The organism is Clostridium pascui (assembly GCF_016908015.1).
GTDB classification, from domain to species: Bacteria; Bacillota; Clostridia; order Clostridiales; family Clostridiaceae; genus Clostridium_AK; species Clostridium_AK pascui.
Genome location: NZ_JAFBDB010000002.1, coordinates 594,102 through 615,587 on the forward strand (window position 1 = coordinate 594,102; position 21,486 = coordinate 615,587).

Here is a 21,486-nt window from a genome sequence, read left to right on the forward strand (position 1 = left end):
TGTATGGGTTACTTTACTATAAAAAATGAAGTTAGTAGTGAATTTGAAGAAAAGAAATCTATATTTATAGGACATGCCAAAAGAGTGTATACTGATGAAGAAGCAAGAGTCTTTGTGGATAAAATAAAAGAAGAATATAAAGATGCAACTCATAATGTTTATGCCTATATTATAGGAGAAAATATGGGAATTCAAAGATATAGCGATGATGGGGAACCTCAAGGTACTGCAGGCGTACCTGTACTTGATGTAATAAAAAAAAATGGTGTTACAGATGTAGCGGTAGTTGTTACAAGATACTTTGGCGGAATACTACTTGGCAAGGGAGGCTTAGTGAGAGCTTATAGTAAAGGTGCTGCAGAGGCTTTGAAGGAAGGAGAAATAGTAGAAAAGGTTATAGGATGTGCTCTACATATAACAATAGAATATGATCTTTTGGGGAAAGTTCAATATACCTGTGTACAAAACATGTGGTACATAGAAGACACAGAGTATACAGATAAGGTAAAGATCATTATTTTATGTACCTTAGAAGATGCAGAAGTTATAAAAAAAGAAATAACACAAATTACATCTGGGAAATGTGAATTTAGTGAAGTAAATAAAAAGTATTATTTTAGATTAAACAATAGACTTATTGAAGAAGTTTAAGTTACTAATGTGAGCTTTGAGTCATAAAATTCACTTAAATTTGAGTTTATATTATAAAATATGATATAATATTTGAGGTATTTTTATGAAAATTAGTGATGGTTTAGCAGAATATTGATTTATTATTATGTTGTCCTAAACTATTACTTAGGAATTTCTAAATTTTTTAATTTTATGAGGAGGAAGGTACTATGTCAGGACATTCTAAGTGGCATAATATACAAGCTAAGAAAGGTAAAACAGATGCAAAAAGAGGTAAAATATTTACGAAGATAGGAAAGGAACTTGCGATAGCTTCTAAAAATGGCGGTTCTAATCCTGACACTAACTCTAAATTAAGAGATGTTATAGCAAAAGCTAAGTCAAATAATATGCCTCAAGACACTATTATGAGAGCAATTAAAAAAGGTGCAGGGGAAATGGAAGGTGTAAACTATGAAGAAATAGTTTACGAAGGATATGGCCCTTCAGGAGTTGCTGTAATAGTAAAGGCTTTAACTGATAATAAAAATAGAACTGCAGGTAATGTAAGACCAGCATTTTCAAAATATGGTGGAAATCTTGGAGCAACTGGCTGCGTAGGCTGGATGTTCCAAAGCAAGGGACAGATAGTTATAGAAAAGAAAGAAGATATGGACGAAGATGAAATGATGATGATAGCACTAGAAGCTGGTGCTGAAGATATGCAAGTTTCAGATGAAGTATTTGAAGTTATTACAACTCCAGAAGATTTCTCATCTGTAAGAGAAGAGCTTGAAAAAGCAGGTTTTGAATTCTTATCAGCAGATATAACTATGATTCCTGACACAACAGTTAGTCTTTCTATGGAAGACTCAGAATTATTCCAAAAGCTTGTAGATAAACTTGAAGATGACGATGATGTTCAAGATGTTTATCACAATGCTGAATTCCCAGATGAGTTTGAAGGATAGCAGTAATATCAAGGATTTTCAGAGTTGAATGATTTTAAAGTATGATGATATACGTCTTTTTAATCGTTTTGTGATGAAATACAACACTTCTAAATGTATGTATAAAAATTACTACATTTAGAAGTGTTTTTATTTATGGTAACTGAATAGTTATGCAAGTTATTTTAATAACCTTTATAGACTAGGATATAATTTATTGTGCAGTGACATTATTAAGTTCAATTGTAATTGCATGTACAGTTGCAATTGTTGATGCTATAAAAAAGAACACTTAATAAAATATTGTATATAAATATTAAAAAGTAAGAAGTGATAGTAAAAAATCACTCTTTGAGTTATATGAAAACAGCAAAAGGAGTGATTTTTTATTTATAAATTATTTTAATGACTTTAATAATTTGTAAATATTGTCTATATCTTCATTGCTAAGATTATCAAAATCATCAAGACTTCTTTTTATACTTTCTATCGTATTTACTTTAAGGGATTTACTGCTGACTTTTTTATTTATGAAAAATGTTGAAATTGTACCAGTGAGCATACCGATAACCCCTATCCCAATTAACATAATTATTGAAGCAAGAACTTTTCCACCACCTGTTTTAGGTGACATATCTCCATATCCCACGGTTGTTACAGTAACGAAACTCCACCAAAGTCCATCTAAAAATGACTTGTTTTCTATTATTGAAAAACCTAAAGCTCCAATTATTACAGTGAAAATAGAAATCCAAAGTACATAATTAAAGTTATTAGTTTGTAAGAACTTATCCATATTCTTTTTAAACTTCCGAATCAAAACAAGTGCTCGAAACAAGCTTGTCAATTTTGTAAGCTTTGAAAGTTTGATAAATTTTATTATTCTAAGGATTCTTGCAGTTTGAAACAAGTAATTAAAAGGAATTATTGAAATAAGATCTATTATATTGTTTTTAAAAAAATGAAGTTTATTTTGAGATAAAATAAGTCTTATAAAGTAATCTAATGCAAATACTACTAATATAACAGTATCAATTATATTAAAAACATAAACTTCATAAGATTTTTGTTGAGTAAAATAGTTTAATACAACTATAACAATTGCAATTATAGTTAGAATTGTCATAATTACTTCGTAAAGCAAGATAATATTTTTATTTTTAAGTTTATTCATTATTTTCATAGAGGAATCCATATTTTCTCATCCTTTTTAGTATGAAATAAGCTAGAATTCTAAAATTAATTATTTTTATAATCATATCATATAAAAACAGAGCTATTTTGTAAATTCATTTTAGTTTAATTTAGGTAATTTTTAAATACAAAAATTTGTTGAGTAATGAATAAAAGGTTAGCGAAAGGTCCATAATAATCCCTAGGAGGGATAATATGGAAAAGAAGTATTCAAAAGGTATGTATGTAATTTTAGCAATTATGCTGGGTATAGCAATTTTTAGTATAAGCTATTATATAACTTCGGAAAGATTTAAGACTAATAAAGACAATTATGGCAATGGAACTGAGGTAAAAAATAATACTTATGAAGAAGATAAGATGGCTTTAAGTAGTGGAGAAAATTATGTGCTTGATTCTAAATGTGAAATTTTATTTTATACTAAGTATAAGAAAAGTGGAGATTTAATTCTTGTTAAAAAAGAAGCTGCAAGTGCTTTAGGACTAAAAGATAAGAAGCAAGTTGAAGAAAAATATAAACCGGAAGGATACAAAATTCAAGAGGGTTCTAAAACTCAAATTAAGCTTCAAAATGAAGTAGAGAAATATGTTCCTAATAAATATGTGTTAGGTATATATGGAGAATATCTTGCTATTTTTAAAACAGATAAAAATGGTGACATGCATATTGAAAACGAAAAGGAAGATATTACAGAAAAAAAAATAGAGAACTTGAAAGAACAGGATATATATTTGCTTACTACAGGAAGTAAATATTTTCAATGTGACACTAGAGACGAAGTACTAGCACGCCTTGAGGATTATGAATAATCCTTAAGGTTTTTTTGTTGAATTAAACTTCTTTAAATGATAAAGTATTAAGAGGAAAACTTTGATAAATGAAAGGACGAATACTGTGTACGAGTATATAAAAGGTATTTATAAGGGATTTAATAAAGAATATATAGTAGTAGAAAATAGCGGAATAGGATATAAGGTACATACATCTGGAAATACCATTGCAGATATGCCTAAAATAAATGAGGAAGTAGAAGTTTATATTCAACAAATTGTAAGAGAAGATTTTATAGGATTATATGGATTTTCATCTCAAGATGAAAGAGATATGTTTAATTTACTTTTGAGCATAAATGGAGTGGGCGCAAAGGCTTCATTATCTATATTATCTATAAGCAATATAAATAATTTAAAATATGCAATATTTACTGGAGATGAAAAGGTTCTTATAAAGGCTCCAGGCGTTGGTAAAAAAACTGCTCAAAGAATTATATTAGAATTAAAGGATAAGATAAAGTTGGATGAATTCATAGAAAATGAAGATGAAGAAAATATTCAAGGAATATCTAATAGCTTAGATGAAGCATTGGAAGCTTTAGTTTCATTAGGATATTCCGATAAGGAAGCAGCTAAGGCATTAAAAATGGTAGATGAGAAAGATTCCATAGAAAATATAATAAAGCAGTGTTTAAAGTTTTTAATGAATTAAAGGGGGTAATGGTTTATGGAAAACAGATTTGTTACCGCTGAAACTCTCAATGAAGATAATGATATAGAATATAGTTTAAGACCTCAAAGGCTTAAAGAATATATAGGGCAACGTAAGGTGAAAGAGAAGCTAGATATTTTTATAAAAGCTGCAAGGATGAGAGAAGAGGCATTGGACCATGTATTATTATATGGGCCTCCTGGACTTGGTAAGACAACACTTGCTAATATAATAGCTAAAGAAATGACTGGAAATTTAAAGGTAACTTCAGGCCCAGCAATTGAAAGAGCAGGAGATTTAGCAGCAATTCTTACAAGCCTAAATGATTATGATGTGCTTTTTATAGATGAAATTCATAGGCTAAATAGGTCTGTAGAGGAGATACTTTATCCTGCTATGGAAGATTATGCTTTAGATATAGTAATAGGGAAGGGAGCAGCAGCTAAATCAATAAGATTGGACCTTCCTAAGTTCACATTAATAGGTGCTACAACTAGAATAGGACTTCTAACAGCTCCTTTAAGAGATAGGTTTGGAGTGTTATGTCCTATGGAATTTTATGAAGAAGAAGAATTGAAAGAAATAATAGTGAGATCTTCTAGTATATTAAATGCTGAAATAGAAGAGGATGCTGCTTATGAATTAGCTCGCTCATCTAGAGGAACTCCCAGAATTGCAAATAGAATACTAAAAAGAGTAAGAGATTACTCAGAAGTAAAGGGAAATGGAGTTATAAATACTCAAATAGCAAGAGATGCTTTAGATTTATTAGAAATAGATAGAGAAGGGTTTGATAGTGTAGATAAAAGAATACTTTTATCTATAATTGATAATTTTGGCGGAGGACCTGTAGGTATAGAAACACTAGCCTATTTTATAGGAGAGGAATTGGGTACCATAGAAGATGTATATGAGCCATATTTATTGCAAAAGGGATTTATATTAAGAACCCCAAGAGGAAGAGTTGCAACTGATAAGGCATATACACATTTAAAAAGAAGAAGAGGGAAAAGTAGGAAGATAGAACAGGTTGGCATTGATTTAAATGATTGATAATTTTACTAAAGGAGAGATAACATGCAAGTAAAGGATTTTGATTATTACTTACCAGAGGAGCTTATTGCACAACATCCTACAGCAAAAAGAGATGAAGCAAGGCTTATGATTTTAGATAAAGCTACAGGAGAATTAGAACATAAAGTTTTTAAGGATATAATAAATTACTTAAACCCAGGAGATTGTTTGGTTTTAAATGATACAAGAGTTTTACCTGCAAGACTTATAGGGGAAAAGGAAGAGACTCATGGAAAGATTGAGTTTTTGCTTTTAAAAAGGACTGATAAGGATACTTGGGAAACTTTAGTTAAACCAGGTAAAAGAGCAAAAATAGGAAGTAAATTTGCTTTTGGTAATGGAGAACTTAAAGCCGAAGTAATAGGGCTTGGAGAAGAAGGAAGCAGAATTGTAAAGTTTGAATATGAAGGTATTTTTGAAGAAGTTTTAGATAGGCTAGGACAAATGCCACTTCCTCCATACATAACAGAAGCATTAGAAGATAAGGAAATGTATCAAACAGTTTATTCAAAGGAGCAAGGCTCGGCGGCAGCACCTACAGCAGGACTTCATTTTACAGAAGAACTTTTAGAGGATATAAAAAATAAAGGGATAAAACTTGCATTTTTAACTCTTCACGTAGGACTTGGAACTTTTAGACCTGTAAAGGTAGATGAAATCGAAAATCATACTATGCATTCAGAATACTATAGTATGTCTAAAGAAACTGCAGAGATAATAAATTCTACAAAAGAAGCAGGTGGAAGAGTTATAGCAGTAGGAACAACTTCTAATAGAACATTAGAAACTATAGCTGATGAAAATGGTAGAGTTAAAGAACAATCAGGATGGACAGATATATTTATTTACCCAGGATATAAGTTTAAAGTGGTAGATGCATTAATAACTAATTTTCACTTACCACAGTCTACTCTTTTAATGCTCATAAGTGCTTTAGCAGGAAGAGATAAGATTATGAATGCATATGAAACAGCAGTAAAGGAAGAATATAGATTTTTCAGCTTTGGAGATGCAATGTTTATCAAATGATTCTTATAAAATAGTTAGTAGAAAGATTAGAAATTTTATATTTGTTGTTTTAAAATTGATAACTAAGAAGGAGTGTACATATGTATAAACTTTTAAAAAAAGACGGTAATGCAAGAAGAGGAGAGTTTACGACACCTCATGGAGTGGTTCAAACTCCAGTATTTATGAATGTTGGAACCTTAGGGGTTATAAAGGGAGCAGTTTCTTCTATGGACTTGAAGGAAATAGGATGTCAAGTAGAACTTTCAAATACCTATCATTTACATTTAAGACCAGGAGATAATGTTATAAAAAAATTAGGTGGTTTACATAAATTTATGAATTGGGATAGACCAATTCTTACAGATTCAGGTGGATTTCAAGTGTTTTCTCTTGCAGGTATAAGAAAAATACAAGAAGAAGGAGTCTACTTTAACTCTCATATAGATGGAAGAAGAATCTTTATGGGTCCTGAGGAAAGTATGCAAATACAAAGTAATATTGCATCAACTATTGCTATGGCTTTTGACGAGTGCATACCAAACCCTTCTACAAGAGAATATGTAGAAAATTCTGTAGCAAGAACAACAAGATGGTTAGAGAGATGCGTAAAGGAAATGGATAGATTAAATACACTTCCTGATACAATAAATAAAAAACAAATGCTCTTTGGTATAAATCAAGGAGGAACTTATGAGGATATTAGAATAGCACATGCTAAAGAAATTGTTAAGATGGATTTAGATGGATATGCCATAGGCGGCCTTGCAGTAGGAGAAACTCATGAGGAAATGTATAGAGTTATAGATGCTGTAGCCCCTCACCTTCCAGAGGATAAACCAATATATCTTATGGGGGTTGGACTTCCAAGTAATATATTAGAAGCTGTTGATAGAGGGATAGATTTCTTTGACTGCGTACTTCCAGCTAGAAACGGAAGGCACGGGCATGTATTTACTAAGGAAGGTAAGATAAATTTAATTAATGCTAAATTTGAATTAGATGATAGACCTATTGATGAGGGATGCCAGTGTCCAGCTTGCAGAGATTATTCAAGAGCTTATATAAGACACTTATTTAAAGCTAAGGAAATGCTTGCTATGAGATTATGTGTACTTCATAATTTACATTTTTATAATAATCTTATGCAAGAAATTAGAGATGCTATTGATGCTGGTAATTTTAAAGAGTATAAAGAAAGAAAATTAGCTGAGTGGGGCGGAAGAGCGTAAAATGGAAATAAAAATACTTTACAAATTTTTCTAAAAATTATAAACTATAGTTAGGGGGAGGTGAGTATATGGCGGCAGCACAACAAGGAGGAAGTTTAGTAGGATTGATACTGCCTTTTGTTCTAATGTTAGCTTTCTTTTATATAATAGTATACATACCAGAAAATAAGAGAAAGAAAAAGTATAAGTCAATGCTGGATACTTTAAAAGTAAATGATGAGATTATAACTAAAGGTGGTATTTTAGGGAAAGTTATAACTATACAAGATACATTTATAGTATTAGAAACAGGTCCTAGCAAAGCTAGAATTAAGCTTGACAAGAATGGAATATTATCAGTTTTGAATACCTCAACTGTTTCTGAAAAAGAAGCTAAAAGGGAAGATAAGAAAATAGAAGCTAGTAAAGAAGAAGCAGCAAATGATTCAATAAATGAAAATACAGTTGAGTTTAAAGAAAATTAAAAATTAATCATAAAACACCTCCATTTAACATAGATAGTATTAAGTGGGAGGTGTTTTTATATGGGGAGAAGTACTTTTTTACCAATAGGAGATGGACTTCTTAGAAGTACAATACTTACAGTGGCTTTGATGGTTGTGTATGCTATAATCATGACATTTTCAGAATTAAGCCCGCAGGCAAATTCATTATTTTTTTTAGCGACAACTATTCTTAGCATAATGTATGGCACAATTTACTCTGTAAGAAAAATAAATAAAAAGGGATGGCTAATTGGCATTATAGTAGCTGCATTATATATGCTTATAATCTATGTATTATCTATTGTAGCAGGTAATTCACCTATCATAGAAGTTACCAGATTGATTAGATTTTTACTTGCTTTGGGCGTTGGGGCTTTATCTGGTATGCTTGGAATAAATCTATCCTAGTTACTTTATTTTCTTATTATTATATGATATAATCAAACAGAAATATTTTTGGGAATGGAGGATTACGTAATGAAACACATAAAAACTATAAACAAGACAAATATAAAAAATAGCTTGGCAAAGCCAGGTTGCAAAGAATGTGCAAATTCATGCCAATCAGCATGTAAAACTTCTTGTACAGTTGCAAATTTAGCATGCGAAAATTAATATAAAAGCAGTAACGTAAGGTTACTGCTTTAAGTTTAGTTAGGAGGAAAATAAATTGGCTGATATTCATAAGTTTATCCAAGATGGTGAGTATTATATTGTAGACGTTAATTCAGGTGCAGTACACATTGTAGACGAGCTTGTATATGATTTACTTGATGAAGATGGAATAAAAGAAAAAGAAGAACTCTTAGCAGAGTATGCAGAAAAGCACAACAAAGAAGATATAGAGGAAGCTTATGAAGAGTTAAAAGAGTTAGTAGAAGAAGGGGTTCTTTACTCAAAGGACTTGTATGAAGATATAGGACTAAAGGCTTATGAAGGAACTTCTTATATAAAAGCTTTATGTTTAAATATAGTACATGATTGCAATTTAAGATGCAAATATTGTTTTGCAGATGAAGGAGAATATAGAGGACATAAGGGTATAATGACCCCAGAAGTGGGAAGAAAAGCAATAGACTTTGTTATCAAAAATGCAGGACCTAGAAAGCATATAGAAGTTGATTTGTTTGGTGGAGAACCTTTAATGGCCTTTGATGCTATAAAAGAAATTGTTGAGTATGCAAAAACACAGGAAAAAATACATAATAAAACTATAAGATTTACTATGACTACAAATGCTACTTTACTTAATGATGAAATAATGAATTACTTAGATGAAAATATGGGTAACATTGTTCTAAGTATTGACGGAAGAAAAGAAATAAATGATAAAGTAAGAATGAGAGCAGATAAAAGCGGAAGCTATGATGCAATACTGCCAAAAATAAAAGAAATGGTAAATAGAAGATCAAAGGACAAGCAGTACTATGTAAGAGGTACTTTTACCCATGAAAATCCAGACTTCTTTGAAGATGTTATGCATCTTGCAAAAGAAGGCTTTGATGAAATATCTATAGAACCTGTAGTACTTCCAGACGACCATGAACTTGCTCTAAAGGCTGAAGATTTACCTAAAATATTCGAGCAATACGATAAACTTTATGATGAAATGTTAAAAAGACATAGAGAAGGTAGTGCTTTTAAATTTTATCATTTTAACATAGATCTTCAAGGGGGACCTTGTGTATATAAGAGAATTTCAGGTTGTGGAGCAGGACATGAGTATGTAGCTATTACTCCAACGGGAGATATATACCCTTGCCATCAATTTGTAGGAAATGAAGATTTTAAAATGGGAAATATTTTTGACAATACTTTAGACTCAAAAATATCAGATGACTTTAAAAAGGCCAACATTTACTACAAACCAAAATGTTTAGATTGCTGGGCAAGATTTTATTGCAGTGGCGGATGTCAAGCTAATAACTACAACTTTAATAAAGATATGAATGTTCCTTATGAACTAGGCTGTGAAATGCAGAAAAAGAGAATAGAATGTGCAATTGCACTTAAAGCAAAAATTATGGAACAACAATAGAAATATTGCGACGGCTTTTAATGCTCTGGATTGCATAGAATTTTTATCTAGGAAGACGGTCATTTTGCTAAAAATAGCTAATATTTATAAAATAAAAATTCCTAAAACTCCTAAGCTCGCTGTCGCTTAGACAGTAGGAGGATCTTAACGGAATTTTCAATTTATCAATAAAGCCGTTTTAAAGCTTATTCAATGCTTTCTACGATGAGACTTTTAATGTGGAACACAAGTATGTAATTTGCAATGTAGAAAACACTGAGCAAGCAATTAAAAAGCTCTTTATTTCTGACTTTAAAGCACCGCTAAGAACCTTCTACTGTTTGAGCTGAAGCGAGTTTAGAAGGTTTATGTGCTTTAAAACGAAGAAATATTAGAGCTTTTTTGCGTAGCGAACGGTTGCATAATTTATACAAATCTATGACTTTGTTATAAATTAGCATATCTCAGTATCTGAGATGTTTCATTAATTATGCAAAGCCCATATTATAGGTTCAACATTAGAAACGTCGTAATATCCTTTTTGGTTGACTATTATTTACAGAAGCTATATAATTTTTGTATGCGTGGAACGTAAAAAATAGTAATTAATATAAAACATACTATAGTTTAGAAGAGCTTTTAATAATACGGCTAAAACTGTAGTAAACTAATTAACAATGGATAAAGTAAAGGGGGAGAAAGATGAAAAATAACAATACAGGAAAAAGTGCACTAATCTTTATTATTTTTGTTCTACTTATAGGTTTTATAGCATATGTAGGATCTTATGGAGTGGGAAATATATTTGGCTCAGGATATAGAATAAAGCCTTTTTCAGAAGCTATTAAAAGAGGCCTAGATCTTCAGGGTGGTGTATCCTTAGTAGAAGAAATACAGGATGAAAATGTTGATAATGATACTATTGAAAGAACCATAGAACTTTTATCCATGAGAATAAATAAGCTTGGAGTAAGCGAAACTGTAGTAACACGTGAAGGACAAAAGAGAATAAGAATTGAAATTCCAGGAGTATATAATGCTAAAGAAGTTATAGATACCGTTGGGAAAACTGGAGAACTTAAATTTGTAGGACCGGATGAAAAGGTAATACTTACAGGAAAAGATGTAAAGAATGCAGTAGCACAACTTAATTCAGATACCAATCAACCTATAATAAGTTTTGAGTTAAATGACGAAGGAACTAAAAAATTTGCTGAAGCCACAAAAAAGTTTATAGGTCAGCCTATAGCAATTTATATGGATGAAGAAATGCTTACTAATCCCACAGTAAATAGTATAATTCCAAATGGAAAAGGTATGATTGAAGGAAGTAAGTCTCTAGAAGAAGCCAAAAGACAGGCTAGTATTATTAAGTCAGGTGCTCTTCCTGTTGTAGTAAAACCTGTGGAGGTTAAAACTGTAGGTGCAACACTTGGAGCTAATGCATTGCCATTGAGTATTAAAGCTGGTGCAATAGGAGTAGGACTGGTATTATTATTCATGCTCTTATACTACAGAGTACCTGGTTTTATTTCGGATATAGCACTAGTATTTTATATAATATTGCTTTTGGGTACATTTGTAGCTATTGAAGCGACTTTAACATTATCCGGTATAGCAGGGTTCTTATTAACTGTAGGTATGGCGGTAGATGCAAATGTACTTATATTTGAAAGAATAAAAGAAGAGTTAAGAAGTGGAAGATCTGTAAGAGCTGCAGTAGACACAGGATTCCATAATGCACTTTCCTCAATAATGGATTCTAATATAACAACTATAATATCCGGATTGGTTTTATATAATTTAGGGTCAGGTGCAGTAAAAGGTTTTGCCCTCACTTTAATGATAGGTGTAATTCTTAGTATGTTTACGGCGATTGTAGTAACTAAGCATCTTTTAAAACTGGCTGTAAACATAGGACTATTAAAGAATTTATCAGCTTTTGGCGTGAAAAGGAGGGTGGAATAGCATGAAATCTTTTAAAATTATGGAGAAAACTAAAGTATGGTTTGCAATTTCATTGTCAATAATTATAATAGGTTTTATATTTTTTATAAAAAATGGATTAAATTACGGTATAGATTTCCGAGGTGGGACATTAGTTCAAATAAATATGAAGCAGGATTTTAATAAACAAGATGTAGAGAAAATAATTGCTAAGTATGCAAATGATTATACGACCAATACTGCTGTAAATGAAAAGAATGAGGTTCAATTAGAAATAAGGAGTAATTCTTTAGAAGAAGGCGAAGTACAACCTTTATTTAAAGAAGTAAAGGATAAATATAAGTTGGTAGATAAAGATTTAATTTCTCAGCAGACAATAGGACCTGCCGTAGGCCAAGAATTAAAACAAAAGTCAATATTAGCCTTTATACTTGCTAATGTGGCAATGCTCATATATGTTGCAATAAGATTTGAATTCAAATTTGGAGCAGCTGCAATACTGGCTATAGTACATGATATATTAATAACAGTATCTGTGTATGCAATATTTGAAATCCCTATAAATTCAAGCTTTATAGCGGCTATACTTACTATAGCAGGATACTCTATTAACGATACTATTGTTGTTTTTGATAGAATAAGAGAAAATTCTAAGAAAATTAGAAGAGTTGGCAGTAAAGAAATTGCAAATATAAGTATAACTCAAACTATGTCTAGATCTATAAATACAACTCTTACAACTTTAATTACTATAATATCGGTATATATATTTGTACCATCTGTAAGAGAATTTGCTTTTCCGATAGCAATAGGAATTGCTTGCGGAGCATATTCTTCCGTGTTTATTGCGAGCCCAATATGGGTTCTACTTAAAAATAGAAAGATAAGAGAAGCTTAAAATAGGGACTAAGAATTAGGTGCTAGATAACAGGTACTAGGATAAAAGAAATTTTGCTAGGGTAAAATTTCTTTTATCCTAGTATCTTAATCCTAGCACCTTTTTTAATCGTTAATAAAAGTTATTTGTAAAAAATCCTCGAAAATGTTTGTAAAATCTCATATTTTAAATTATAATATATATTGCTTTTTACTTTTTTGGAGGATATTATTATGGAGAAAAAGATTTGCAATATTGGACTACAGAAGCTTTCCTCCTTACATAACCCATTTTTATTAAAGGGCATGGGGGAGGCCTTAAGAAGAATAGTTAAAGCTGTTAATGAAAGAGAAAAAATAGTTATATATGGTTGTTATGATTTGGATGGTGTAACAGCTGTGTCTGTGCTTTTTTTGGTATTAAAATACCTAAATGCTGATGTAGAATACTTTATATCAGAGGGTAGTGATGGAAGTTTTGATATAGATGCAAATACCATTGAAAATCATGTAAAATTTTTAGGAGCAAATCTTCTTATAACTGCTGGATGTGGTATAAACTCTTATAATCAAGTAGAGCTATGTAAAAGCCTGGGTATAGATGTAATAATTACTGATAGTCACCATGTCAGCAATATTATTCCTGAAACCATAGTAATAAATCCAAATCAGATAGATTGTAATTATCCCTTTAAGGAGCTTTCGAGTGCAGCAGTAGCCTATAAATTGGTACAGGCAATTTCATCTTATTATCAAATGAAGAGTGTAAGTAAATATTTAGACTTAGTTATGCTTGGTTCTATAGCTCGTAATGTTCCTTATGTAGGTGAAAATAAGATTATTATAGATGAGGGGATTTATCACATGAATTATACAAATAATTATGGATTGAAAGCTCTCATGAATTTGAATAATATGAAATATGTAAATATAAATAATTCCTATAGCCTTGCGAATAGTCTTATGCCATTTTGGAATAGTTCAAGGGGACTTGACAATGCACGGATAGCAGTAGAATTATTTACTACAAGCAATAGTGATCGTGCTTTGCAAATTGCTAAATACCTAAAAAATGAAACATCTCAATAATTTCAGACATGATGATTTATAACAAAATCATAGGTTTCTATAAATTATAGAAATCATGAGTAAAACGTTTTAGTAAAATGTTTTTAAGATTATGTTATTATATTGAATATCTATCATAATTTAATATATAATAATAAATGCTAAGAAGGATTATATATTTAAGTAGTAGGGGGAAAAAGTAAATGGAATTAAAGGAAAAGATTCGTATTATAGAAGGATTTCCAAAGGAAGGTATTAGTTTTAAAGATGTAACAACAATACTTGATGATAAAGACGCTTTTAAATATACTGTAGATACTATTGCTGAACATCTTAAAAATAAAAATGTAGATGTAGTAGTGGGACCAGAGGCTAGAGGATTTTTATTTGGAGCACCTATAGCATATGCTTTAGGAGTTGGTTTTGTTCCTGTTAGAAAGAAAGGTAAACTGCCTTGCGAAACTGTAAGTGTTAGTTATGACTTAGAATATGGAACAGATATATTAGAAGCTCATAAGGGTTCCATAAAGCCAGGGCAAAGAGTGGCTATTGTTGATGACTTGCTTGCAACAGGAGGAACAATACAGTCCGTAGCAAAGCTTGTAGAAGCATTAGGTGGAGAAGTAGTGGCTATGGATTTTGTTATTGAACTTACTGAATTACACGGAAGAGATAAACTTGAAAAATATGATGTAATGTCTCTTGTGGAGTATGATATATAAATTAATATACACTAAATAAATTGGCGTATGTTAATTTATAATGAGTAAAAGTCTTTACAAATTATGAAAAAATAAAAGTTTGAAAGTCTATACTAAATAGTATATAATGGTAAGTAAAATATGATGGCTGGTTAGTTAAACCAGCCTTTGATTTTAGGGGAGTAAAATATGCTTGAAAAACTGTTAAATAAAGTAGAAAAAAATTGTATAAATTATGATATGGAACTTATAAAAAAGGCATATAATTTTGCTTTCAATGCACATAAGGATCAAAAAAGAGAATCTGGAGAGCCTTATATTATTCATCCTATAGAAGTGGCAGGAATACTTGCTGAAATGGGGTTAGATACCAGTACTATTGTTGCAGGTCTTCTTCATGATGTAATTGAAGATACTGAGTATGGATATGCATATTTGGAAAAAGAATTTAGTAAAGAAGTAGCAGATTTAGTAGAGGGTGTAACAAAACTTGGAAAAATTCAATATAAAACAAAAGAAGAGCAGCAGGCGGATAATGTAAGAAAGATGCTCTTAGCTATGGCTCGTGACGTAAGAGTTATACTTATAAAATTAGCAGATAGATTACATAATATGCGAACCCTAAGGTACATGACCATAGAAAAGCAAAAGGAAAAGGCTAAAGAAACATTTGACATATACGCACCACTTGCACATCGGCTAGGTATTTCCAAGATAAAATGGGAATTAGAAGACCTAGCTTTTAGATATATAAACCCTAATGAATATTATGACTTAGTGAAAAAAATTGCAGAAAAAAGAGCTGAAAGAGAAGCGTACATAGAAATGATAACAAAATCGCTTAAGGAAAATCTCAAAAAAACAGGTATTGAATCTGATATAGAGGGACGCCCTAAGCATTTTTATAGTATTTATAGAAAAATGGTAAATAAAAATAAAACTTTGGAACAAATTTTTGATTTAACAGCAGTAAGAATATTGGTTGATAGTGTGAGGGATTGCTATGCAGCACTTGGAATCGTACATACTATGTATAAGCCAATTCCAGGTAGATTTAAGGATTATATTGCCATGCCAAAACCTAATCTTTATCAATCTTTACATTCCACAGTAATAGGTCCACAGGGAAAGCCATTTGAAATACAGATAAGAACTTTTGAAATGCATAAAACGGCTGAATATGGTATTGCTGCACATTGGAAGTATAAGGAAAACAAGAGCCCTAGTACTAACATGGATTTAAAGTTATCTTGGCTACGAGATATGTTAGAATGGCAAAGAGAAACTTCTGATGCAGCAGAATTTATGGAAGGTTTTAAAATAGATTTGTTTTCCGATGAAGTATTTGTATTTACTCCAAAGGGAGCAGTTATAGATTTACCAAGTCATGCAACACCTATTGATTTTGCTTATAAGATACATACTGATATAGGAAACAAGTGCATAGGAGCTAAGGTTAATGGGAAGATGGTACCTTTGGATTATAAGCTTAAAACTGGTGAAATTATAGAAATTGTAACAGCATCAAATTCAAAAGGACCTAATATAGCTTGGCTTAATATAGTAAAAAGCAATCAAGCAAAGAGTAAAATAAGGGCTTGGTTTAAGAAGGCAAAAAGAGAAGAAAATATTAGTAAGGGAAAAGAACTTCTAGAAAGAGAAACTAAAAAACACGGATATAATTTTGGTGAAATAGCTAAAGGAGAAATATTATCTGCTATTCTAAAAAGATATAACTTTAATAGTATAGATGATATATATGCAGGAGTAGGGGTAGGAGATATTAGTTCATCTTCGTTGGTGTCTAAGATAAAGGAACAATATGAAAAGGGTCATAAAACATCTATTAGTAATGAAGATGTGATAAATACTTCCTTGGGCAAAAACTTAAAGCAGTATGATGAAAGAATAATAAAGAAAAAGTCAGCAGATATGGGAATCATAGTAAAAGGAGTAAGTAATCTTTTAGTTAGGTTTTCTAAATGCTGCAACCCAGTACCTGGAGATGAAATAGTAGGTTATATTACCAAGGGAAGAGGAGTATCCATACATAGAAAAGATTGCAAAAACGTTGAAAATCTTATGAGTGATTTGGAAGGGAAGCTAGTAGATGTAAGTTGGGGGAATGCTAAGGCTTTATCATATATTGCAGAAATTCATGTTAAGGCTGAAGATAGAGATGGAGTTTTATCAGAGATAATGGATATTATTTCTCAATCAAAGGCACATTTATATGCTATAAATGCTAAAACCACTAAAGACAAATTAGCTTTTGTAAATATAAAACTTAAGATTTTCGATATAGAACAATTAAAAGAATTAATAAAAAAGGTTAAAAAATTAAATGGTGTGATGGAAGTTTATAGAACAAAAAACTAGAGGGTGATGATTTGAGAGCAGTAGTTCAAAGAGTTAATTTTTCCAAGGTGGAAGTAGAGGGAAAAGTAATAGGAAGCATCAATAAAGGACTTAATGTTTTATTAGGTGTGTCAAAAGAAGATTCTATAGATGACATAAAATACTTAAAAGATAAGATATTAAATTTAAGAATATTCGAAGACGAAGAAGGTAAAATGAATAAATCCCTTATAGATGTAGCAGGAGAACTTTTAGTTATTTCTCAGTTTACGTTATATGGCGACTGTAGAAAGGGAAAAAGACCAAGTTTTATAGAAGCCCTAGGTGGAGAAGAAGCCAAAAAGTTTTATGAGGAATTTGTAAAAGAGTGCAAAGAAGTGCTAGGAAATGTGGAAACAGGTGAATTTGGAGCCGATATGAAGGTTACAATTGAAAATGATGGACCTGTAACTATAATTTTAGACAGCAAAAAAACATTTTAATATAGGAGTGTATGGATATGAAGATTTCAAGAATACCAGTAGGTGCATATGCGGCTAACTCATACATTGTAATGGATGAAAACACAAAGGATGCGTTAATAATAGATCCCGGTGATGATTATTTAAGTATAAAGCATGCTATAAGCAAGCTTGAGGTAAATCCAAAGTACATATTTATTACCCATGGACATATTGATCATACAGGGGCAGTAGCAGAACTTAGAAATCTATATGAAATACCTGTATGTATTAATGAAAAAGATGAGTATTTAATTATGAATGGAGGTTATATGTTCGGAAATCCTGAAAATTGTGGAGCGGCAGACATTAAAATAAAAGAAAATGATACTTTTGATATAGGAAGCATGAAGCTTAAGTGTATTGAAACACCAGGACACTCAGAAGGAGGAATGTGTTTTCTTATAGATAACGTAGTATTTACAGGAGATACTCTGTTCCAAAGTTCCATAGGAAGAACAGATTTTACAGGTGGAGATTTTGATACAATAATTAATAGTATAAAAACTAAGCTATTAACCCTACCAGATGAAACGATAGTTTTGCCAGGACATGGTCCTGAAACCACTGTGAAAAATGAAAAGGTGTATAATCCATTTTTATAGGAAGGAAGCATCTCAGTAAAATGAAAATAAATATAAATTTAAATGAATTAGCTTATAGGTATGAAATATATCAAATAGTCAATATATTTTATCCTTTTAGCGAAATAAATTTTAATATTAGTGATTCCTGTGATTTAAATATAGATATAAATGTTAGTGTTAGCGAAGATTTAGCAATTATATGGGATGGATTCAATAAGGATGAATTTAACCTTAAATGTGAGTTTACTAAAAAAGAAGTAATAAAAAATCACCTTTACCTGTTTTTAAGTTTAAAGACAGGTAAAAGTTTTCCATGGGGTACTCTTATTGGTATAAGACCAAGCAAAATAGCACTCGCACTTATGAATGAAGGCAAAGATTACAATGAAATAATTAAATACTATGAGAAGCGCTATTTAGCTAGTAAAGAAAAAGCAGAGCTATGCATAAAGATAGCTAAGCGAGAAAAAGATATAGTCAATAAATCAAGTAAAAATATATCAGTTTATATAGGAATGCCATTTTGCCCTACAAGATGTTTATATTGCTCTTTTGCGTCTAACCCAATTAAAGGGTGCAGTAAACTTGTAGAGCCATATTTAGAGGCGTTAACATATGAAATTGAGAGAATAAGTGAATTTATAAATAAAAAGCGTTTAATAATAGAAAATGTGTACTTTGGAGGGGGAACCCCTACATCGGTAAGTAATGATCAGTTTGAACAAATAATGAAAAATATATATAATAAGTTCATATACAAAAATAATATAAAAGAATTTACGGTAGAGTGTGGGAGACCTGATAGTATAAGTTTTGAAAAGTTGGATACTATGAGAAGATATAAGGCTACACGTATAAGTATAAATCCACAGACTATGAATGATGAAACTTTAAAGCTTATAGGCAGAAATCATACTTCGGAGGATGTTGTTGAAAAGTTCAACTTAGCGAGAAGTATGGGATTTGATAATATAAACATGGATTTAATAGTTGGACTTCCAGGTGAAAGATTAGTACATATGAAAAAAACTTGTAGTGAAATACTGAAATTAAAGCCTGATAGCTTAACAGTGCATGGTATGTCTGTTAAAAAGGGATCAAAGCTTCTAGAAAATTTAAAGCAAAATCTTAACCTCGTGGATTTGGATGAGCTAATTGGAATGCATAATGAAACCGTTAAACTAGCAGAAGCTTTAAAAATGGAACCATACTATATGTATAGACAAAAGAATATGCTTGGGAATATGGAAAATGTAGGTTATTCATTGGCTGATAAGGAAAGTCCTTATAACATACAAATGATAGAAGAACGTCAAACCATAATTGCAATGGGTGCAGATGCTATTACAAAAATTGTATTTTTAGAAGAAAATAGAATTGAGAGAGCTCCAAATTTAAAGGATATAAGAGAATACAATAATCGAATAGAAGAGCTAATTGAAAAAAAGATAACCATGTTAGAGGATCTATATTAATTTACAAACTATTTGATATAGGAGACATAATTGTCCCTGATATTTTAATATAAATTTTAATTACTAACTTCGGATTAATATGAGGAGGAAAACAAATGGGAGAAGCATTAAAAGGATTGAAAAGAACCATAATGTGTGGCGAATTGAGAGAATCCCATGTAGGTAATAAATTTACTGTAATGGGTTGGGTACAGAGAAAAAGAAACTTAGGAGGATTAATATTCGTTGATTTAAGAGATAGAACAGGAATCCTTCAAGTAGTTTTTGGAGAAGAAATAAATAAGGAAGCTTTTGAAAAGGCAGATACTGTTAGATCAGAGTATTGCATAGCAGTAACTGGAAGCTTAGTAAAAAGAGAATCTGCAAATGAAACATTACCAACTGGTATGGTAGAGCTAAAGGGAGAGAGCATAAAGATCTTATCAGAATCAGAAACTCCACCAATATACATAAAGGAAAATTTAGATGCAGGTGAAAATATAAGGTTAAAACATAGATATTTAGACTTAAGAAGACCAGATATGCAGAAAATTTTAATGATAAGACATAAGGCATCTAAGGCAGTAAGAGATTTTATGGATGGAGAAGGATTCCTTGAAATGGAAACTCCAATACTTACTAAGAGCACACCAGAGGGTGCAAGAGATTACTTAGTACCAAGTAGAAATTATCCAGGAATGTTTTATGCACTGCCACAGTCACCACAGATATTTAAGCAACTTTTAATGGTGTCCGGTTATGATAAGTATTTTCAGATAGCAAAATGCTTTAGAGATGAAGATTTAAGAGCAAATAGACAGCCAGAATTTACTCAGGTTGACTTAGAAATGTCTTTTGTAGAAGCAGATGATGTTATGGGATTAACTGAAAGATTAATTCAACATGTATTCAAAACTGTAAAGGGAATAGATGTTAAGCTTCCAATGGAAAAAATACCTTACAAAGTAGCTATGGAAAAATATGGTAGCGACAAACCGGATTTAAGATTTGGAATGGAAATTAATAATTTAACTGATGTGGTTAAAACGTCTGATTTTAAAGTGTTTAAGGATGCTATAGAAAATGGTGGTTCTGTTAGAGCTATTAGAGTAGAAAACTCAGCAGATATGGGAAGAAAGCAGTTAGATAAGTTAACTGAATTTGTTAAAGGGTTTAAAGCTAAGGGATTAGCTTGGATTGCTTATAAACAAGATGAAATAAAATCTCCAATAGCTAAGTTTTTATCTGAAGATGAATTAAAGGCTATTTTAGACACAATGAATGCTAAGGTGGGAGATCTTATACTAATAGTTTCAGATGCTAAAGATAAGGTGGTTTTCCAAAGTCTTGGACAGTTAAGATTACATGTTGCCAAAGAACTTGAGATTTTAAAGAATAATAAAGAATATAGATTTGCATGGATTACAGAATTCCCACTAGTTTCATATAATGATGAAGAAGAAAGATGGGAAGCAGAACATCATCCATTCACAGCACCAATGGATGAAGATATTCAGTATTTAGATACTAATCCGGGTAAAGTAAGAGCCAAGGCTTATGATATGGTGTTAAATGGAGAGGAACTAGGCGGAGGAAGTATAAGAATACATGACTCAAATCTGCAAGAAAAAATGTTTGGTGCTATTGGATTGACTAAAGAAAAGGCTTGGGAAAGATTTGGATTCTTACTTGAAGCATTTAAATATGGCCCACCACCACATGGTGGATTAGCATTTGGATTTGATAGAATGACAATGTTCCTTGCTGGGACTGAGAACATAAAGGACGTAATCGCATTCCCTAAGAATCAAAATGCATATTGCCCAATGTCAGAAGCTCCTAATGTAGTAGATGAAGATCAGATAAAGGAACTTGGAATAGAAATAATAAAAAATTCATAAAGAATTTTTGATAAATTTAAATAAAAAATGCTTAAA

General features: G+C 31.1%; 21 protein-coding genes. 20 read left to right on the forward strand and 1 reads right to left on the reverse strand.

The annotated features are described in order from the left end of the window. The first annotated feature begins 3 nt into the window (after positions 1-3). Positions 4-651: a YigZ family protein gene (locus tag JOC70_RS07890; RefSeq protein WP_204598330.1), complete on the forward strand. Its 648-nt coding sequence runs from the start codon at positions 4-6 to the stop codon at positions 649-651. A gap of 191 nt (positions 652-842) precedes the next feature. Continuing rightward, positions 843-1,583 carry a YebC/PmpR family DNA-binding transcriptional regulator gene (locus tag JOC70_RS07895; protein ID WP_204598331.1) on the forward strand — a complete coding sequence of 247 codons (741 nt, stop codon included), beginning with the start codon at positions 843-845 and terminating at the stop codon, positions 1,581-1,583. Between the two features lie 376 nt (positions 1,584-1,959). Here JOC70_RS07895 and JOC70_RS07900 read toward each other — a convergent pair whose 3' ends face one another. Continuing rightward, the gene (locus JOC70_RS07900) at positions 1,960-2,757 is read right to left on the reverse strand and encodes a potassium channel family protein (RefSeq protein ID WP_243429071.1); all 798 of its coding nucleotides are present in this window, start codon (positions 2,755-2,757) and stop codon (positions 1,960-1,962) included. 194 nt (positions 2,758-2,951) lie between these two features. On the opposite strand from JOC70_RS07900, the gene JOC70_RS07905 reads away from it, so the two are divergent. The 18 genes from JOC70_RS07905 (at position 2,952) to aspS (ending at position 21,450) form a co-directional block, all read left to right on the forward strand. Next, positions 2,952-3,566: a hypothetical protein gene (locus JOC70_RS07905; protein ID WP_204598332.1), complete on the forward strand. Its 615-nt coding sequence runs from the start codon at positions 2,952-2,954 to the stop codon at positions 3,564-3,566. An 85-nt stretch (positions 3,567-3,651) separates the two neighbouring features. After that, positions 3,652-4,242, forward strand: a complete 591-nt coding sequence (gene ruvA / locus JOC70_RS07910) for a Holliday junction branch migration protein RuvA (protein ID WP_204598512.1) — start codon at positions 3,652-3,654, stop codon at positions 4,240-4,242. Positions 4,243-4,257: 15 nt separating this feature from the next. After that, a complete protein-coding gene (gene ruvB / locus JOC70_RS07915; protein ID WP_204598333.1) occupies positions 4,258-5,295 on the forward strand; it encodes a Holliday junction branch migration DNA helicase RuvB in 1,038 nt (345 codons plus the stop codon). A 24-nt stretch (positions 5,296-5,319) separates the two neighbouring features. After that, entirely contained in the window at positions 5,320-6,345 is a 1,026-nt protein-coding gene (gene queA, locus JOC70_RS07920; RefSeq protein WP_204598334.1) for a tRNA preQ1(34) S-adenosylmethionine ribosyltransferase-isomerase QueA, read from the forward strand. An 80-nt stretch (positions 6,346-6,425) separates the two neighbouring features. Continuing rightward, positions 6,426-7,556, forward strand: a complete 1,131-nt coding sequence (tgt, locus tag JOC70_RS07925; protein ID WP_204598335.1) for a tRNA guanosine(34) transglycosylase Tgt — start codon at positions 6,426-6,428, stop codon at positions 7,554-7,556. A 68-nt stretch (positions 7,557-7,624) separates the two neighbouring features. Continuing rightward, complete coding sequence (gene yajC, locus JOC70_RS07930; RefSeq protein ID WP_204598336.1) at positions 7,625-8,020, forward strand: preprotein translocase subunit YajC; 396 nt, start codon at positions 7,625-7,627, stop codon at positions 8,018-8,020. Between the two features lie 60 nt (positions 8,021-8,080). Further along, the gene (locus JOC70_RS07935; protein ID WP_204598337.1) at positions 8,081-8,449 is read left to right on the forward strand and encodes a TIGR04086 family membrane protein; all 369 of its coding nucleotides are present in this window, start codon (positions 8,081-8,083) and stop codon (positions 8,447-8,449) included. 69 nt (positions 8,450-8,518) lie between these two features. Continuing rightward, a complete protein-coding gene (scfA, locus tag JOC70_RS07940; RefSeq protein ID WP_035308289.1) occupies positions 8,519-8,656 on the forward strand; it encodes a six-cysteine ranthipeptide SCIFF in 138 nt (45 codons plus the stop codon). A gap of 55 nt (positions 8,657-8,711) precedes the next feature. After that, positions 8,712-10,079, forward strand: coding sequence for a thioether cross-link-forming SCIFF peptide maturase (scfB, locus tag JOC70_RS07945; RefSeq protein WP_204598338.1), 1,368 nt, complete (start codon positions 8,712-8,714; stop codon positions 10,077-10,079). 681 nt (positions 10,080-10,760) lie between these two features. Next, positions 10,761-12,026, forward strand: coding sequence for a protein translocase subunit SecD (secD, locus tag JOC70_RS07950; RefSeq protein ID WP_204598339.1), 1,266 nt, complete (start codon positions 10,761-10,763; stop codon positions 12,024-12,026). A 1-nt stretch (position 12,027) separates the two neighbouring features. Then, complete coding sequence (secF, locus tag JOC70_RS07955) at positions 12,028-12,903, forward strand: protein translocase subunit SecF (RefSeq protein WP_204598340.1); 876 nt, start codon at positions 12,028-12,030, stop codon at positions 12,901-12,903. A 212-nt stretch (positions 12,904-13,115) separates the two neighbouring features. Continuing rightward, positions 13,116-13,970 (forward strand): DHH family phosphoesterase, encoded by an 855-nt coding sequence (locus tag JOC70_RS07960; RefSeq protein WP_204598341.1) that lies wholly within the window; start codon positions 13,116-13,118, stop codon positions 13,968-13,970. Positions 13,971-14,152: 182 nt separating this feature from the next. Continuing rightward, on the forward strand, positions 14,153-14,671 hold the full coding sequence (locus JOC70_RS07965) for an adenine phosphoribosyltransferase (RefSeq protein ID WP_204598342.1): 519 nt from the start codon (positions 14,153-14,155) through the stop codon (positions 14,669-14,671). A 168-nt stretch (positions 14,672-14,839) separates the two neighbouring features. Then, entirely contained in the window at positions 14,840-17,029 is a 2,190-nt protein-coding gene (locus JOC70_RS07970; RefSeq protein ID WP_204598343.1) for a RelA/SpoT family protein, read from the forward strand. 11 nt (positions 17,030-17,040) lie between these two features. After that, a complete protein-coding gene (gene dtd, locus JOC70_RS07975; RefSeq protein WP_204598344.1) occupies positions 17,041-17,490 on the forward strand; it encodes a D-aminoacyl-tRNA deacylase in 450 nt (149 codons plus the stop codon). A gap of 17 nt (positions 17,491-17,507) precedes the next feature. Next, on the forward strand, positions 17,508-18,113 hold the full coding sequence (locus JOC70_RS07980) for an MBL fold metallo-hydrolase (protein WP_204598345.1): 606 nt from the start codon (positions 17,508-17,510) through the stop codon (positions 18,111-18,113). Between the two features lie 20 nt (positions 18,114-18,133). Further along, entirely contained in the window at positions 18,134-19,570 is a 1,437-nt protein-coding gene (locus JOC70_RS07985) for a coproporphyrinogen III oxidase (RefSeq protein ID WP_204598346.1), read from the forward strand. A gap of 95 nt (positions 19,571-19,665) precedes the next feature. Continuing rightward, a complete protein-coding gene (aspS, locus tag JOC70_RS07990; protein ID WP_204598347.1) occupies positions 19,666-21,450 on the forward strand; it encodes an aspartate--tRNA ligase in 1,785 nt (594 codons plus the stop codon). The last annotated feature ends 36 nt before the right edge of the window (positions 21,451-21,486 follow it).

What these genes read in the sequence shown, in the direction of transcription:
- JOC70_RS07890 (WP_204598330.1), top strand. Translation starts at nt 4, where the DNA reads ATGGGTTACTTTACTATAAAAAATGAAGTTAGTAGTGAATTTGAAGAA.
- JOC70_RS07895 (WP_204598331.1), top strand. Translation starts at nt 843, where the DNA reads ATGTCAGGACATTCTAAGTGGCATAATATACAAGCTAAGAAAGGTAAA.
- JOC70_RS07900 (WP_243429071.1), bottom strand. Translation starts at nt 2,757, where the DNA reads ATGGATTCCTCTATGAAAATAATGAATAAACTTAAAAATAAAAATATT.
- JOC70_RS07905 (WP_204598332.1), top strand. Translation starts at nt 2,952, where the DNA reads ATGGAAAAGAAGTATTCAAAAGGTATGTATGTAATTTTAGCAATTATG.
- ruvB (WP_204598333.1), top strand. Translation starts at nt 4,258, where the DNA reads ATGGAAAACAGATTTGTTACCGCTGAAACTCTCAATGAAGATAATGAT.
- queA (WP_204598334.1), top strand. Translation starts at nt 5,320, where the DNA reads ATGCAAGTAAAGGATTTTGATTATTACTTACCAGAGGAGCTTATTGCA.
- tgt (WP_204598335.1), top strand. Translation starts at nt 6,426, where the DNA reads ATGTATAAACTTTTAAAAAAAGACGGTAATGCAAGAAGAGGAGAGTTT.
- yajC (WP_204598336.1), top strand. Translation starts at nt 7,625, where the DNA reads ATGGCGGCAGCACAACAAGGAGGAAGTTTAGTAGGATTGATACTGCCT.
- JOC70_RS07935 (WP_204598337.1), top strand. Translation starts at nt 8,081, where the DNA reads ATGGGGAGAAGTACTTTTTTACCAATAGGAGATGGACTTCTTAGAAGT.
- scfA (WP_035308289.1), top strand. Translation starts at nt 8,519, where the DNA reads ATGAAACACATAAAAACTATAAACAAGACAAATATAAAAAATAGCTTG.
- secD (WP_204598339.1), top strand. Translation starts at nt 10,761, where the DNA reads ATGAAAAATAACAATACAGGAAAAAGTGCACTAATCTTTATTATTTTT.
- secF (WP_204598340.1), top strand. Translation starts at nt 12,028, where the DNA reads ATGAAATCTTTTAAAATTATGGAGAAAACTAAAGTATGGTTTGCAATT.
- JOC70_RS07960 (WP_204598341.1), top strand. Translation starts at nt 13,116, where the DNA reads ATGGAGAAAAAGATTTGCAATATTGGACTACAGAAGCTTTCCTCCTTA.
- JOC70_RS07965 (WP_204598342.1), top strand. Translation starts at nt 14,153, where the DNA reads ATGGAATTAAAGGAAAAGATTCGTATTATAGAAGGATTTCCAAAGGAA.
- JOC70_RS07970 (WP_204598343.1), top strand. Translation starts at nt 14,840, where the DNA reads ATGCTTGAAAAACTGTTAAATAAAGTAGAAAAAAATTGTATAAATTAT.
- JOC70_RS07980 (WP_204598345.1), top strand. Translation starts at nt 17,508, where the DNA reads ATGAAGATTTCAAGAATACCAGTAGGTGCATATGCGGCTAACTCATAC.
- JOC70_RS07985 (WP_204598346.1), top strand. Translation starts at nt 18,134, where the DNA reads ATGAAAATAAATATAAATTTAAATGAATTAGCTTATAGGTATGAAATA.
- aspS (WP_204598347.1), top strand. Translation starts at nt 19,666, where the DNA reads ATGGGAGAAGCATTAAAAGGATTGAAAAGAACCATAATGTGTGGCGAA.